We start from the raw sequence: 17037 nt of genomic DNA on the forward strand, positions 1-17037 counted from the left end.
GATTCCTCCCGGCCGACAGTGTTTTACGATCCGAAGACCTTCATCACACACGCGGCGTCGCATTGTCACCCTTTCGGGCATTGCAAAAGATCCTCGACTGCAGCCTCCCGTAGGAGTCTGGGCAGTGTCTCAGTCCCAATGCGGCTGACCAACCTCTCAGTCCAGCTACCCGTCAAAAGCCTTGGTGGGCCATTACCCCGCCAACTAGCTGATAGGACGCGAGATCATCTTCAAGCAAGAGGCCTTGCGGTCCCCCCTTTTGATCACAACAGGATGCCCTGTCGTGGTCTTATGCGGTTTTAGCCATGGTTTCCCAAGGTTATTCCCCACTCAAAGGTAAATTTCTCACGTGTTACTCGCCCTTTTGCCACTATACCTTGCGGTATCGTTCGACTTGCATGCCTAATCCACGCCGCCAGCGTTCACTCTGAGCCAGGATCAAACTCTCCAATTGTAAAACTAAAGAGAACAATCTTGGCTTATTCCCGCAAATCTTAAAAATTAATCTAAAATTGCAGGGGTGTACGTCGGTCAAAACTCATTCAATTTTGTTAAAGAGCAGAGACAACAAATCCACCCAGAAGGTGGATTAAAATAAAAAAGACATCGAGACGATGTCTGTCGCATCCTCCGCTTACTTCATAACCCTAAAATGTCAATGGAAAATATTCAATAACTTCTCCATTTTTGGGTGACCACTTGCGCTGCCAGTAAGTATATCATACTTCCTGGCATTTACAAGGTCTTACCCCGCCACTAGGCAGGTCCCCAATATATCATAATTCTAAATCTTGTCAACTATTTTTTTAAAAAAAGTACACCTGGGATCAATCCCTGTATTCCTGGTCTATAAATGAAAAATCCGGCTCCATCCTTGGGTCCGAATTGGCCCTCATGAACTCAATGGCATACTTGGCCTTGGCAGCCGTATGGGTAGTCGGATCTATCTCTATAGCTTTTGAAAAAAGGTTGTATGCGCTCGACCTATTACGTTCATAAACATAATAGTATATCCCTGAATTATATATAGCCACTTGGTCCTTGGGAGAGAGCTTCAATATCTCATCCAATATGGCGCGAGCCCTCTCGTATTTCTTCAGTTCAAAATATATAGCACAGATGTCGTGAAGGCTTTCGATGTAAAATTGCTTAATATCGTCGTTTGCCGCCAAAGGCCTCATATTCTCCCTAAATAGATCGAACTCTTCGCCCACCTCCTCGAACTTTTGCATAGAGAAATAGACCTTGCCTTTATACATATATGCCATAGGATATTTCGGGTCTATCGATATCGCCTTATCCAGATATTTCAGAGCCTTCTTGTAGTCGCCTTCTTTACGACATGCCTCTCCCAGCGACGATAACGTAGATGCATCTTCTTCAGCCGAGACGACTATCGCGCCTGAGACGAGAATAAATGCCGTAATTAAAACCGTGATTATTTTTTGATTTGTGGGCATAATATTGTGGTTACTTAAGCAGGACTCTTGCGAATTTCTTTCCGACTCGGATTTGGTATTCTTTACCTGATGCAAGAGTAATATTGATGTCGGTCACTTTGGCACCATCTAGCTCGACTGCGCCTTCCTGTATTTTACGCTTCGCCTCTCCCCTGCTGGCGAGGATCTTAACGCCATCGACCAGGACCGAAATAATAGTCGGTTTATCCCCTATCGAAATATCCTGCAAAGTTATATCCTGAGGAAAACCCTTATCTTTGAATGCCCTATCAAACTCTAATACCTGCAATGAGGCGGCTTCCGCGCCATGGTATTGGCCGACGATTATCTTTGCCAGATTTACCTTGGCATCCTTTGGATGGAGCTTGCCGTCTGTCACATCCTTTTTTATCTTAGCTGTATCCTCATCCGTCAAAAGCTCGTAATATTTGTACATGAGCTCATCCGAAACCGACATCAGCTTACCGAACATATCTTTCGGATTCTCGCTTATCCCGACATAGTTGCCGAGAGATTTGGACATCTTCTGGACGCCGTCTAGTCCTTCTAGTAGCGGCATCGTTATGACAACCTGAGGCGCCATCATATAAGCGCCCTGGACGTCACGGCCTACAAGAAGGTTGAATTTCTGATCATTCCCCCCCAGCTCGACATCTGCCTCAAGCGCTACTGAATCGTAACCCTGGAGGAGCGGGTAAAGAAATTCAAGCATCGTGATATTCTTCTGCTGTTTTATGCGGTTCGAGAAGTCATCGCGCTCAAGCATTCTCTGGACCGAATAACGGGACATCAGTTCGGCAGTTTTGGCAACATCCATCTTGCCGAGCCATTCACTATTAAACCTGATCTGTAATTTATTTACGTCAAGAATCCTGGATACTTGATGTTCGTACGTCTTGGCGTTCTGGATCACCTCTTCCTTGGTGAGACGGGGCCTTGTCTTCGATTGTCCCGAGGGGTCACCTATCATGGCGGTATGGTCACCTATTAGGAATACTACTTTATGCCCAAGATCCTGGAAATGGCGCAGTTTCCTCAATAATACAGTATGGCCGAGATGAATATCAGGAGCGGTGGGATCAAATCCCGCTTTTATAACGAGTGGTTTATTGGTTTTAATGGCACGCTCAAGTTTCTTCCTGAGCTCATCAGACTGGATGATCTCAACGGTGCCGCGCTTAATAAGGCCTAATTGTTTATCTATATCTTTTTCCATAGCCTGTATTTTACAGAGTGAAAAAGACAATGTCAACCTATATCAAAAAACCGAGCCACCGGAGCGGCAGAGCCGACGCTAGTAAGCTCTGCCGTAAATTCCGGCAGCTCGGGAAAAATCAAAAACAAACACTCTTACAACGCCGTTAATACCGCGTCCTGCATCTCCTTCCATTCTTCTATCTCTTTAAAGTCTATAGGCTTAATCCTTAACGGGAATAAACCATTAAGGATATTATTTACTATGTTCGGATCATTAACAAGGTCGATCGCTCCCGGATTAGAAACAAGCGACTTAATAAGATCCACGAGAAGCCTTTTAGAATCCGGCGTCATGTCCTTACCATATCTGCCGTAATTAAGTAGACCTTTGCCTAGCACTATATGCATCACGTTGTCGATTATGCCGCTGTCCGGTATATTTTCTTCTCCGACGACCGATACTAAATCGGTTAGTTGCGGATATGTATTTTTTACAACCTCTTTAACAACTGCAACCCCTTCCCTCTCAGATGGGGCAAATATTATGGCACGGGCGGTATTGTCACCGCGACCTATCCTATCCTGAAGCTCTGACATGGCCTTCGGCAAGACTTGCTTCTTCAAATTCTCCATCCAATCATCTCCGAATTTATAACTATATGGCACCGTATCCTGACCATAGTCTTTATGAAGTTTTCTCACAGTATCATGATTTACCGCTGTCTGCTTCGGCAGATAAATATCGGAACCGGGCATTATAATGATATCCGCGGTACCTTTACTGATATCCGCTATGACCGCCTTCGCAGCCTCAATTTGCGGTTCAATGAGAGCTTTCAACGCGTCTGCCTTGCCGGATAGATCCCCCAGATAAGCCTCTCTGTCCGGCGACACGGAAGTCACAGGTGCTTCGACCTTGCCCACAATAGGCACGGAGTTGTTATTGAAGATAGCGGTCCATAGAGTAAGCTGTGCATCTAACGTCGCTCTGAAGCCCTTTAATTTATCCGATATCATACCCATATTATTCTCTTTAATCGCATCTTGTATACCCGGTCCCTCGCTTAACAACTCCTGTATTACCCGCTTTTCGGAATCTACCAACTCATAATTCGCCATAAGATAGGAAAGAACGTTAAAAGCCTCATCCCATCTGCTCCACGATTTAATAAGATTAGGGGCTCCCACTATATTATCTTTATCGCTTGCATCTATAGCGATAGTATATAATTCGGCGGCAAGCAGAAGGTCCTCGACAGCCATAAGGAGCGTTTCTTTGGATGGAGGCTTCAGCGATTGCAATATTTTGATCGAATCCATACCATCTGTAGGAATCGCATGTCCTCCTAGATTTGCCTCTTCCACCAACTGCACTTCGTCTTTAGGGGCACCGGAGAACATCTCTTCCGCGCTCAGGATCTTAACATCACATTTTTCAACGCTGCGCTTTCTGTCAACAAACCATCGGTCTGGGTCAGTAATAGTGATGGTTTCCATCGGCGGATTTTCATTAATACCTTCTACAACCACAATTACATCTATATCTGTAGGCGACCTGCCTGGAGGAGCATAACACCAGCTTCCATATATGTATATTCCTTTGATTAGCGACTTATCTATCTCTTTATCTTTAACCATAAGTTTTTTGTTCGCTTTGAGATATTCAACAATCATATCTTTTATAATATCCTGGAACCCCTCTTTCAAGCCCCCTAGGACCTTATCATTAAATAACTTTTTGTCGTTCTCTGATAATTTGGGATAATACCAGTTCCGTTCGGCAAGCATATCCATGATCGCCGTGCGCTCGGTTTCCGACAAAGCGGCAGCAGGCGTAGTTACAATGCCTGGAGGGGTAATCATAGCCGATCGCTGCAGCATGGGAGACTCAACAGCGCGAAATTCCTGAACCAGCTCTCTTATTACCCCTTCCGCCTTTGAATAATCCACGCCTTCAAGAGCTAAGGATTTAACCATTTGCATTTTTCTTAGCTGTGCGTTTAATTTTGCCTGAAGCGCGACAACGTCTCCAGCGTATTTAGCCGCATAATAACCGACATAGAATTGATAGGCTGCTTTTTGATTCTCATCCACCATGTCTTTTATTGCATTTTCTAAGCCTGCGTTTTCGCTAATAAGCTTGGCCCCCTCCACTCTTACAGCTTCAAAATTGCCTGTATCTATGACCTTGCTTTTATAATCGACTTTATCAAAATCAGCAGATGCGGAATGGTATTTTTGTTCTACGATAATCGTGGGCAGATCCTCCTCTTTTAGAGTCAATGCCTTAATAAGAGCAGTGCAAGCTTCCATATCTATAATCCCTAATTCGTCAGAGACGCTAAGGTGGGCATCGGCAGAACTGAAGGTATCTGTAATTTTTTTAAGTATGCCTTTCCCTAATAAGTTAGCGGCATGAAGCTTGGTGGCGCGAACGGGAATATTCAGATCTTCCAGCCCCCGGTAAAACTTTAGCAATTCTACAAAAGCATCATTTCCGCAGATCTCAAGATGGGAAAGATCGACTGTTGCATTAAGTAATAAATTTTCTTGTATCTCCGGTACGGTATAACCCTTGCTCTCCAAACGCTTTGAAGCTCCTTCGTATATATATTTTAAAGCCTCGACAAAATTCTTAGCGTCTAATGGGGATAAAGGCTGATTGCCATCATCAAATTTTTCTTCATCTGACAATTCATAATTTTCGATATTTGCGGCTATCCTGTTTTTACCGATTGCGGCGAGCTGTTTATTCTTTTCGGCTATCTGGACGACTGCGTCCACAACTTGATCTATGGAGCGGCCTTTCTTTTCTAATGCCTGAGTAGTTTGAGCAGCGCTGACATGCAAAAGAAGATAACCTGCTTCGGGATTGAGCGCTTCGAGCACCATTAGTTCCCGAGCGACTGATTCCTTGTCTACTTTTCCCTGCTCTTGTAAGACCCTGTGGTGAAGACCAACTTTAACACCAGCATTACGTAATGCTGCGCCAATAATCTCGAGCCTTTCCGGAGAATATTCGGAATTTAGATCAAATCGATTGGCCAAGAATGAAATTGGAGTGCCGGGCACGATCACTCCTGTATCTGAAACTAACTCTATACGTTCTACTCCTTTTTCCTTAATCAAATTAAGCACGGCGTCTTCCAGGGTCCAGCAGGTTCCCTCTGACTTTCTTTCCGGATCGACCTGGAAGAAGATGGATTCCCCTCCGTCCAATTTTCTGCCCCCTATTGCCTCGCGGAGTTCTTCCGCAAACCATCCGGGATTCTTTTGCCACTTACGTTCAGTTTCGGTTTTGGCTCTAGCATAATCCGCAGCAAGTTTCGGATCGGAACTCTTCTTTAAATATTCGATCTTGTCAAGATAACCCTTAGCTATTATAGGATCAGTTATCGTGGTTGTCGGCGCCGCTATAGCGGGCGCGGCTGGCGTAACGGCGGTTATATTTTCCGCTATAACATGGCCTTCGAAGGAACCTCCTACAAGTGCTTCAAGATAATATTTGGTTTCGTTATAATACCCGCCTATCTTGTCAAGGCTAAATTCATCTTCCCTGATATAGTCACCCACGCCGTCCTTACCGCGCTGAACCAGATTAAATTTGCTGTACCCGAAAGGACCTGCCAGGACTGTCTTCACACCTATGTTCCGAGCATATCCTATGGTGTAATCTATAAGAGACTTCTTAATCTTCGCTTTTAAAGGTTCTATGATCGAGTAATCATCGCTTATTTCCATGTTATCTATAACCAGATAAGGCTTTTCGCTATCTTTAGCCAGAAAGAGCCATGCAAGCGCCATCGTCTTATTAGTGTCTTGGTCTATCACTTCCGCCACCTGAATGCCCTGGTCTATTAAGTGGTCTATCATGGCTTCGAAATGAGTGCGTGAATTAGTAGCCATACAGCAACCGGTAAAGTCTCCAAGGAATAGATCATGCGCCGGAGACCTATTCCACATCTTAATAGTGAAGTGCCTGCTCTTCTTGGCACGATCCATCACCTCTTCAGCGTCGGTGATGAGTTTCCTGAGTTCGAGAAGGGAGCTTCTGAGGTGCCCTATGGCTTCCTGTACCTCGACGTTGTCTTTCAGATTGCGCTCGAAAAACCCGATAGTTTTGGAATCAAGCAGCTTATCGATATTGACGGGATTTTTTTTGGAATCTTTTTCCGAAAATATCCTTATGAGCTCCAGACGTTTATTCCTAATAGGTGCAGTTTCCTTATTGGCAGGCACAAGACGTATCTTGGCATTTTTATCATCTGATATCTTAAGCTGAAGATCGTTATCGATAAAATTGCGGAAGCTCTCTTTTTTACCGGATGGCAAGCAGTCGTATAGCTTTATTATAAGGTGTGCCGTACCCATAATGTAGCTTTCGGGATCTACCTCGAGATTGCGGTCCGAGAATGAGAAGCCCTCTTCGTAGGAATAGTTTAACCATTTGTCTGGGTTTATTCCTGATTTTCTAATAGCTTCCCTTACTTTCTCGTTGTGGAGAGCCAGATCCTTGCCTTCCTCATTGTTATCAGTGATATCTGTAATAAATGTGTTAAATGTATCGTTAAACGTGGCTTTTAGAAGAGATTTGAAGAGCCTCGTCTTATCGAAGCTTCCAGTTTTTCGGTCAAGCTCAATAATGAAATCCATGGCCACCTTCAGCCTCCCTATAAAGGGCATATAGAATTGCGCAAACACCTCCGGCTTCACGGATGAAGCATCGATATCAAGAGACTTCGCGAGATCTTTTATATATCTTTCGGCAAGCGTATTATATGTCCTCGAAAGGGGCGCCTTATTTTTTGCGGAGGCATTTAGTATTGAAATAAACGCATCTGTGTTCTTTAAGTCTATATACGCCATTGCTATCTCGAGTATCTTCTGGAAAGAGCCGGGGTCTTTCTTATCTGAAGACGAGTAGAGAGCTTCAAGCGCTTTTATTGTGTTAGTATCATATAGTTTTACGGCCTCGAAAAACCTGTTGAGCCTGAATGGGTCTTTTACCCCCAAGAGACCCCTCAAGAATGCGAAAGCGTCTTTGCCCATGATGTCCGCAAGCATTACAACGGTAGCTGTGGATTCTTCCCAGAACTTCGCTTCATCTATCCTGCGGGACTCCTCTAAAGTCTTATTCTTCTCGGTAAAGAGGGCTTTAAGGTTATCGAATTCTTTGATAAGCGGCGTATTTTTTTCGGTTAATTTTAATAAGTCGAATTGTAACTTTAGATAGATGCTCACAAGATCATCGCCTGGATATTTATGGAGGGTTTCGGCATGGCTGTTTAAGAAGCCAGTAACCTGATTCGCGTATATAGGACTGATGCATGATACTGCAGCCCGGCGGCAATCATCAGGATTAGCAGGCGTCAGCATTGATTCGAGTATGCTAAAAATTCTACCCTCTTCCGCAGGATCAAGGTCGGGGCGCACAGCGATGAGGGATACTGCCGCTGCCATCTGAGAGGCCCACCCATCAGCCTCTCCCAACATAGACTCGAGCTCTCCCAAAGTTATCTTATTTTCTTTATAGATCTCAGGATATATTAGAATGAGAGATTCTGCCACTGTTCGAGAAACATCGGTATTGCGCAGCATGGATTTGAATATATCGAGAATTCTATTCTGGTCTACAGCATCAAGATTGGGATATATGGTGCCTATAGATAGCCCTGCTATAAGGTTAGCAGTGAACCTATCGTGCTTCAGCATGTATTCAAATTTTTCGAGAACTCTCTTCTTCTCCATGGGATCGAGGTTAGGATATATGGCGCTGAGAGATTTTGCCGCTGCCTGTTGAATAACATAATTATTATTTTCCAGCATAGGCTCAAGATTTTCAAAGACCGTTTGCCGATCATTAGGATCATCAAGGTTGAGATATATAGCGCCAAGGGATATCACTGCCAAATTAACGATCCAGTTATTGCCGTCTTTAAGCATGAGTATAATTTTTGATAAAGATATATCTTTGCTTTCTTTCCTTTTGTATAACACAGGATACGCAGCGCCAAGGGATTCCGACACCGCCTGCCTGACAATAGAAGTGTCGCTCCTAATCATAGATTCGAGTTTCTCAAGAATTCCTTGCTGGTCGTTAGACTCTAGGTCAGGACATATGGCGCCGAGAGATACTCCCGCCGCGAGGCGAGCAGCCCAGTTAGTTTCTGCCAGCATAAGCTTAAGCCTTTCAAGAGTCATCTCCCTTTTTCTGTAAAGTTCGGGATATATGGCGCCGAGTGCTTTTGCGGCAACCTGGCGGATATCGGAATCACTGTCTCTCAACATAAGTTCGAGTTTTTCGAGAGCTATCTTACCTTCCCTATAAAGCATGGGATATATGGCGCTCAGAGATTCCATCGCCACATTGCGGGCAGCCCAGCTATCAGCGTCTCTAAGCATGGATTCGAGCTTTGAGACACGAAGGATAGTATCTCTTAAAGCTTGCTTAGTTTCTAAGGTAACTGACGCAGAAACAGGTTCTTTGATCCCGCCCATAATAGATGCACTATTGCCGGGGAAGAGGAGAATCTTATCGCCGACAATAACGTTATTTTCATTATAAGTTACGATTGAGACTACGCCTTCGGTGACAGTGACCTCGGTGCGATACGTGCCCGGCGCGTATGCCGTAGTGGTCCTCGCTGAGGACTCCACAAGAATAGCCCCGCCTCCTATTTTTGCGGTAACAGCTATGCTCTGTCCTTCGAACAGAGTGTGTGTATCGCCGACAATATCGCCTTTTTCGTTATAAAAAGCGTATGTAACCTTGCCTTCAATAACAGTGACCTCGGTCCGATATATTCCCGGCGGATAGTTTCTGGCAAGGGTTGGCTCATTTTTCCAAATAAATAACTCATTATTACCGGCAATATAAAAATCCGTTGGCAATGGAATATCAGTATTCAAGTATTTTTCACGAATAGGTATGAATTTCAGCTTTTTACCAGCCTTTTCGCTCGAACCTTCAATCTTATTGCGCAAACTGCCAAAAACCCCTGTCGGCTTAATTACAACTTCGGCGCCACGCTTAAGCTTCTTCAAAATGTTGGGGTCTCTTAATAATGTAAACAGATCCTCCACAGCCTCCGGTTGTGGATTGACCAGAAGAATATAGTCTATGGAATTATCCTGTAGTGAATTGAGTATTTCGGAACTAGCCCTAACAACTGATAGATTATCCAAGGGTTTATTCAGGGGATTGCCTAGTTCATCCAGCGGTAACTTTCCGCGCGCAAACATATTTGCATAGTCCTTATATTTTGGAGCCCTGGACTTCGGATCATATATATCTGTAGCAATGATCCCCATATCTCCATTTTTCTTGGCTATAGCAGAGGCTGTTTTCCCGCTACCACATCCGATCTCCAATAATATTTTAGCTACCTTATTACCGCCTCTTAAATTGCCTTGTGAGATGCCAATAGCCTTTTCTATTTCAGCATTATTCGATATACATTTTGGCATGTCTTTAGGCATATTTTCCCGCATATCTTTTTGCATATTTTCAAGATACGTTCTTAACGAAGGCAACGCTGTAGGCTGTGTAGTGTGTGGAGCTGACAGCGCTGGCGCAGTAGCTACCGGGGTTGTCAGCACAGGCAACTCGTTAATAATGCTGTTGACATCAATTCTTGGTAGGCCAGCTTCGGAAGAATTGACTACATTAAGCTCTCCATCTATAACCAACCTATTATCACCATTAAATACCACCACCAGGCCTTGATTACTTATATTCATTTCCAATATCTTAGCTTTCAACGCAATCATTATTCTAAGGTGCCGCTCAAAATCATCGCCTTCAACCTTTATGCCAAGTTCGTTAAGGATGCTTGCTATGGCAAGCGATGAATTGAACAGCGTTGCGAGACGCGGATCCATAATGTCTTGTTTACCTGATAATAATTTGAAGTAGGGGCTCTTATAGCCTTCATCGTTTTTGAAATTCGGGATTATCGATATATACGATATGCCTTCTTTTCTGAATATTTCGCAGAGATTGTCGGTGTGAAAGCCGCCTGTAACTAGAATGGAGGCCGTTTGCGGCGCTCGCCCATCGGCCGCAAACTTAAGATTCTTTACAAATGCGCTGTCACGTTTAAATGAATACTCATAGAACTTCGATATCTCTTCGCGGTAACGATCGATATCGTTAATATTTCCATTGAGCGTTGCCGTTATCTTATACTTTGGAGCGTTCGCGTCGATGAAGCGCTCATAATTGGAGAGCCTGAAATCCCCTTCATTTGCCTCATAGTACCGGTAATCGTCTCTCGTTAAAGATATGTTGAATATATTTTTCATTATCGCGAAGTTCTTGGAAAGCCGGGCAAGGTCTCTCTGGGTTTCATTCTCGAAAAACGCATCCTTTATCTTTGTCTCTAAAATATCTATCTCGTCCATAACCTTCATCTTATCCATCGCGTCATACAGCGCTATGTAGACTATGTACTTCGTAAACTCAGGCAAATCCTGCAGGTTAATGCCGGATTTCTTTGCCCTGTCCATAAGATAAGCGTAGAAATCTTTCTGAGAGATCCTCTCTGCCTTAAATTCAACCGTCTTTACGACAAGTTCCTCCATGGCGTTTTTTGACAGCTTCTTGTGCAGCATATCGATAAGCTGATCCCGCTCATTATTCGCCTTATTGAAATCTATTGCGGATTCTTCCTGCTGAGCTTGGTTCAGCAAAAATATGTTGTGGTAGGGTTTAATATCTATCGCTTTAGCTTTAGCCTCACTCAATAAATAGGCAAGGTATTCTTTAAATCCCAGATTATCCGCTTTATACTGGGAATATTTTGTATCGAATTCCAGGAGTTCTTTTGAATAAATCTTGATCTTAAGATTTGTCAGTATACAGCTGAGTGATTTTAAAAATACTTCGGCCTCATCCTTGTGTGCGAAGGAATTCCTGTAAACATTGAGATTATCTACGTAGAGCGCCGGATCTTCTATGCCCCAGAGAGTAACCTTCTCGGGATTATTCACCGCGAAGTATTCAGCGCCATTCACCAGGCCATCCTTCACAAAATAGTCAGAGGTCTTTTCCCTTACCTCCTTGTCTGCGATAGAGGTAAATACGGATAGATCATAGCCTTTGGCTCCACCCTCCAGGTTAATAGCGCGTATCCCATAATTATCATTGATATACTTGATAATTTCAGCGATCTTTTTCTGGGCATTATAGTTGCAATGCGCGTCCTGAATCTGAATTACGATCGGGGAGGGATGTTCACGCCGAAAAGCGGACAAGGCGACGGTCCAGGCATCTTTTATCGTGCCAAGAGACTGTGGAAGAGCAAACGTCTTGGGATCCAGTTCCTTAATAATGCTTTGGCTAATAAGTTCCGCAGACGCACTATCAGCCCAAGCTCGCCCTACGAAGCCCAAAGGGCGAAGTAGAGCTAAATCATAGAAGAACAAATTGACAAAAAAAGCCGTCAAGGTGATTAAGCAGGCGATCACCTTAAACGGCTTATTATGGAGCAACGTGCCCATGTAAGTATTAGATCTAGCGTCTATCATATCTAATGCTTTCATTTTAAATCAGTAAATTAACTGGTCAAAAAAAATTTGTGTCCCTAAGCGTAAGTATACCTGCATAAGTTAAGATATACAAGACTAGTAAACTTAATTTTTTATGACTTAACAGATTACTTCTTGAGAACTTTTCTGAATTCTTTGGTGAGAGCGGGAACTATTTCGAAGATATCGCCGACTATGCCATACGTGGCGACTTTAAATATCGGCGCATCGGGATCTTTATTGATGGCTACTATCACTTTCGCGGATTGCATTCCTATCAAATGCTGGATCTGGCCGCTTATACCACACGCTATGTATAATTTAGGACATACGGTCTTCCCTGTCTGGCCAACCTGATGCGAATACGGCATCCAGCCGGCATCTACAGCAGCCCTCGAAGATCCTACCGCGCCGCCAAGCACTTTGGCGAGCTCCTTGACCATCAAAAAGTTCTCAGGGGAACCCAGCCCGCGTCCGCCTGATACTATTATATCGGCCTCAGCCAGATTGATCGTATCCTCTATTTCTTCAACTATGTCTAAGAGCGAAGTCCTCGAAGTTAAGATGTCTCCTGAATATTTCTTCCTGATGACTTCGGCTTTATGGCTTTTGTGTATTTCAGCCTCCTTCATTACTTTGTGACGGACAGTGGCCATCTGCGGCCTGTGGTTCGGGGTTATGATGGTGGCCATGATGTTGCCGCCAAACGCTGGGCGGGTCTGTAAGAGGAGTCTCTCCTTATCGTCTATATCAAGTCCTGTGCAATCTGCCGTAAGGCCAGCGTCTATCTTTATCGCGACCCTCGAGATAAGGCTTCTGCCTATCACTGTAGCTCCGCAGAGAATTATCTCCGGCTTAAATTCCTCAGCCAGACTGACTATTACTTTAGTATAAGGGTCATCCTGATAATTCTTAAGCACCGGATCATCGACAATATAGATCTTATCGATGCCTCTGGCGCTAAGCTCTCCTATCTTAGATTCAATATCGTCACCGAGAATAACAGCGCACAGCTTTACGCCGAGTTTCCTGGCAAGCTTCTTGCCTTCGCCCAACAATTCAAAAGATATCGTCTGTATAACGCCCTTTTTCTGCTCGCAGAAGACCCAGACGTCTTTATAGCTCTTCAGGTCTTTCGTCGCCGGCGCAGTGTCTTTCTTAAGCTCTATCGCACTGAACTTGCAGGCGGTCACGCACGCGCCGCATAACGTGCATTTGGCCATATCGATAACGGCCTTCTTATTGGCCATCGATATCGCGCCAAACGGGCAGGTCCTCACGCAGAGTGTACACCCGGTGCATTTAGGCAATATTATCTGGATAGAGGCAGGCATCTTATATAACTATATCCTTAAGTAACTGGACTAATTCACGAGAGACCTCAACGGCATCACCCTTTATTATCTCCCCGCCTTTTCTGGGCGGCGGTGAAAATATCTTCACGACCCTGGTCGGAGAACCGTCAAGCCCGAGCGATTTAGCGTCAGCGTCGATATCGTCGGCGGTCCACTTGGTTATCTTAGCCGACTTCGCCCTCATCATACCTTTTAAAGAAGGCAGGCGCGGCGTATTTATCTCTTTGACTACGGTAAATAACGCGGGAAGCGGCGTTTCGACAATGTCGTATCCTTCTTCGGTCATGCGCTCGACCCTTGCCCTATTCTCTTTTATCTCTTCGATCTTTTTTATATAAGTCACCTGAGGTATGTCTAAGTGAGTGGATATGCCGGGCCCAACCTGCGCGGTATCGCCGTCCGAGGCCTGCTTTCCGCAGAGGATAATATCAAAATTTTCAATCTTTTTTATCGCGCAGGAGAGAGTGTAGCTCGTCGCCCATGTATCCGAACCGGCGAATTTCCGGTCGCTCACCAGAATGCCTTCATCACAGCCGAGAGAGATCGCTTCTTTTAACGCGTTCTCGGCCTGCGGGGGACCCATCGTAATGACAGTGACCTTACCGCCAAAACGCTCTTTGAGCCTCACGCCTTCTTCGATAGCATAGACATCGAAAGGATTGATGACGCTCTCGACTCCGTCACGGATCAGCGTATTGGTGACAGGATCGATCTTAACGTCTGTGGTGTTGGGAACCTGTTTAATGCAGACGACTATATTCACGTGTTATTCCGCCTTGATGCTCTCTTTGATGAGATTTGCGGCGATGACGTTGCGCTGGATCTGATTGGTCCCTTCATAGATCTGAGTGATCTTGGCGTCTCTCATATATTTTTCGACCGGATAATCTCTCATGAAACCGTATCCGCCGAGGATCTGGACGGCATCCACCGTTACCTTCATTGCCGTGTCGCTGGCGAATAATTTGGCCATCGCTGACTCCTTAGCTACAGACTTCGCGCCTGAATCGACCATCCTGGCGGAAGCATAGACAAGGGCCCTGGCGGCCTCTATCTGAGTGGCCATATCGGCGAGCATATGCTGTATGGCCTGGAAGCTGGATATAGGCTGGTTAAATTGAACCCTCTTGCGGGCATAGCTAAGCGCTTCATCGAAGGCACCCTGAGCTATGCCAACCGCCTGAGCGGCAACGCCCGGACGTGAACTGTCGAAGGTCTTCATCGCGACTATGAACCCCATACCTTCGCGCGAGATAATATTCTCTTTCGGGACCTTGCAATCGGTAAATATGACTTCCCGGGTGGCGGACGCGCGGATACCAAGCTTCTTCTCCTTTAAGCCGAACTCCATGCCTTTAGTGCCTTTCTCGACTATGAAAGCGGTCGCACCTCTTGCGCCTTTCGCCTTGTCGGTCATCGCTATCACGGTATAGATCTCGGCCTCACCGGCATTTGTGATCCACTGCTTGGTGCCGTTCAATATGTAGTAGTCGCCTTCTTTTCTGGCGGTGGTCTTAATGGAGCCTGCGTCCGAGCCGGCTTCGGCCTCTGTGATACAGAACGCCGCGATCGTGCCCTTGGCTACCATCGGAAGATATTTCTTCTTCTGTTCGGGACTGCCATAAAGAAGTATAGGGAACGTACCAAGACCGGTGCCCGCGAATCCAAGCGCGATCGCTCCGCAAGCCTTGGAAAATTCTTCGGCGACTATACACATCTCTGTTATGCCGCCGCCCAGGCCGCCGTATTCCTCAGGAATATATACTCCGAAAAGATCGCTGGCGGCTATGATCTTCATGATATCCCAGGCGAACTCTTCGCTCTCATCGTATTTTGCGGCAACAGGCTTTATCTTTTCCCGGGCTATTTTGCGCGCGAGTTCCTGTATCATCTTCTGCTGTTCATTAAATAAATAGTCCATAGCTTCTCCCTTTATATCCTTCGGCACTGCCTATTTCGAAGGGCTTTATGTGAATTTTTTTACAACGAGTGTCGCGTTATGGCCGCCAAAACCGAGGGCGTTGGACAGAGCAACGTTGATCTTGTGGGCGCGGGGCTTATTTGGAACATAATCCAGGTCGCATTCAGGATCGGGCGTCTCGTAATTTATTGTAGGCGGTAATATGCTGTGCTTGATCGCAAGCGCGCACGCTATCATCTCCACCCCGCCTGCCGCGCCCAAAAGATGGCCCATTACGGATTTCGTAGAGCTTACGGCCAATTTTTTAGCATGGGCGCCAAACACCTTCTTTATAGCGAGCGTCTCTATTCTATCGTTATATACAGTAGATGTGCCATGAGCATTAATATAGTCGACATCTTCAAGTTTTATTCCGGCATCTTTTATCGCATATTGCAGGCACCTTATACTGCCGTCTCCCGTAGGATCAGGAGCTGTCATATGATAGGCATCACCGCTCATGCCGTAACCGATAATCTCGCAGTATATGTGCGCGTTTCGTTTAATGGCATGCTCCATTTCTTCCAGCATAATAACACCGGCACCCTCGCCTATTACGAAACCGTCCCTGTTCTTATCGAAAGGCCTCGAAGCTTTCTCCGGGTTATCATTATATCCCGTGGAAAGCGCCTTAAGGGCGCAGAAACCTCCGAACCCCATATGAGTGATAGCTGCTTCCGACCCGCCGCACATCATTCCATCGGCCTCGCCTCTCTGTATTATTCTGAAGGCATCGCCTATTGCATGGTTACCCGTAGCGCATGCGGTGGCGACCGTAGAATTCGGCCCCTTAAGGCCGAGCGTAATAGAGACCTGGCCTGAAGCCATGTTCACTATCAGCATAGGGATCAAAAATGGGGATATCCTGTCCGGGCCCTTTTCGGGCCCATAGGCAAGGAATTGCCTGTGTTCGGTTTCGACAGAATGGAGGCCGCCTATCCCGGAGCCGATCATGACGCCGATCCTAGTAGGGTCTTCCTTGGACATATCGAGCTTGGAGTCCATCATGGCCAGCTTGGCAGAGATGACCGCGAATTGGACAAAGCGATCCATTCTCTTTACCTCTTTTGGGGATAGGTACTGGGATGGGTTGAAATCTTTTACTTCGGCTGCTATCTTGCAGGTGAAATGCTTCGGATCAAAGCAGCTTAGACGTCTTACGCCGCTTTTTCCTTCGAGTATGGCCTTCCAGAAGGTCTCGATGCTGCTGCCGATAGGCGATACAGTACCGAGTCCTGTTATTACGACTCGTTTTGTTTTATGCATCGAATACCGATATCTATTTACCGGCTCTCTCTTCGATGTACCTCATCGCATCTCCGACAGTGGCGAGCTTCTCGGCCTCTTCATCCGGTATCTCTATTCCGAATTCCTCTTCCAGGGCCATTACGAGCTCTACCGTATCGAGCGAATCTGCGCCTAGATCATCAACAAACTTCGCATTATCGGTAACTTCTTCTTTCTTAACGCCAAGCTGATCCGCTATTATCTGTTTGACCTTGTCCTGAGATACGTCCACTTTACACCCTCCTTGTTT

8 protein-coding genes and 1 rRNA gene are annotated in these 17037 nt (G+C 45.6%); all 9 read right to left on the bottom strand.

Annotated elements, in window-relative coordinates; genetic code table 11:
- Positions 1–454: ribosomal RNA gene (locus NTY76_01935) — 16S ribosomal RNA — on the bottom strand; the annotation flags it as partial.
- Between the two features lie 373 nt (positions 455–827).
- Complete coding sequence (locus tag NTY76_01940; protein MCX5677847.1) at positions 828–1460, bottom strand: tetratricopeptide repeat protein; 633 nt, start codon at positions 1458–1460, stop codon at positions 828–830.
- Positions 1461–1470: 10 nt separating this feature from the next.
- A complete protein-coding gene (tyrS, locus tag NTY76_01945; protein MCX5677848.1) occupies positions 1471–2676 on the bottom strand; it encodes a tyrosine--tRNA ligase in 1206 nt (401 codons plus the stop codon).
- Between the two features lie 134 nt (positions 2677–2810).
- Complete coding sequence (locus NTY76_01950) at positions 2811–12185, bottom strand: hypothetical protein (GenBank protein MCX5677849.1); 9375 nt, start codon at positions 12183–12185, stop codon at positions 2811–2813.
- Positions 12186–12313: 128 nt separating this feature from the next.
- Positions 12314–13519, bottom strand: a complete 1206-nt coding sequence (locus NTY76_01955) for an electron transfer flavoprotein subunit alpha (GenBank protein MCX5677850.1) — start codon at positions 13517–13519, stop codon at positions 12314–12316.
- A gap of 1 nt (position 13520) precedes the next feature.
- Complete coding sequence (locus NTY76_01960; protein ID MCX5677851.1) at positions 13521–14303, bottom strand: electron transfer flavoprotein subunit beta/FixA family protein; 783 nt, start codon at positions 14301–14303, stop codon at positions 13521–13523.
- 3 nt (positions 14304–14306) lie between these two features.
- On the bottom strand, positions 14307–15461 hold the full coding sequence (locus tag NTY76_01965) for an acyl-CoA dehydrogenase family protein (GenBank protein MCX5677852.1): 1155 nt from the start codon (positions 15459–15461) through the stop codon (positions 14307–14309).
- Positions 15462–15506: 45 nt separating this feature from the next.
- Positions 15507–16766, bottom strand: coding sequence for a beta-ketoacyl-ACP synthase II (fabF, locus tag NTY76_01970; protein MCX5677853.1), 1260 nt, complete (start codon positions 16764–16766; stop codon positions 15507–15509).
- Between the two features lie 13 nt (positions 16767–16779).
- Positions 16780–17019, bottom strand: coding sequence for an acyl carrier protein (gene acpP, locus NTY76_01975; protein ID MCX5677854.1), 240 nt, complete (start codon positions 17017–17019; stop codon positions 16780–16782).
- Positions 17020–17037: the final 18 nt, after the last annotated feature.

The sequence above is a fragment of the Candidatus Omnitrophota bacterium genome (assembly GCA_026387175.1).
Classification (GTDB): domain Bacteria; phylum Omnitrophota; class Gorgyraeia; order 2-01-FULL-45-10; family 2-01-FULL-45-10; genus CAIMPC01.

What these genes read in the sequence shown, in the direction of transcription:
- NTY76_01955 (MCX5677850.1), bottom strand. Translation starts at nt 13,519, where the DNA reads ATGCCTGCCTCTATCCAGATAATATTGCCTAAATGCACCGGGTGTACA.
- tyrS (MCX5677848.1), bottom strand. Translation starts at nt 2,676, where the DNA reads ATGGAAAAAGATATAGATAAACAATTAGGCCTTATTAAGCGCGGCACC.
- NTY76_01940 (MCX5677847.1), bottom strand. Translation starts at nt 1,460, where the DNA reads ATGCCCACAAATCAAAAAATAATCACGGTTTTAATTACGGCATTTATT.
- NTY76_01950 (MCX5677849.1), bottom strand. Translation starts at nt 12,185, where the DNA reads ATGATAGACGCTAGATCTAATACTTACATGGGCACGTTGCTCCATAAT.
- NTY76_01965 (MCX5677852.1), bottom strand. Translation starts at nt 15,461, where the DNA reads ATGGACTATTTATTTAATGAACAGCAGAAGATGATACAGGAACTCGCG.
- fabF (MCX5677853.1), bottom strand. Translation starts at nt 16,766, where the DNA reads ATGCATAAAACAAAACGAGTCGTAATAACAGGACTCGGTACTGTATCG.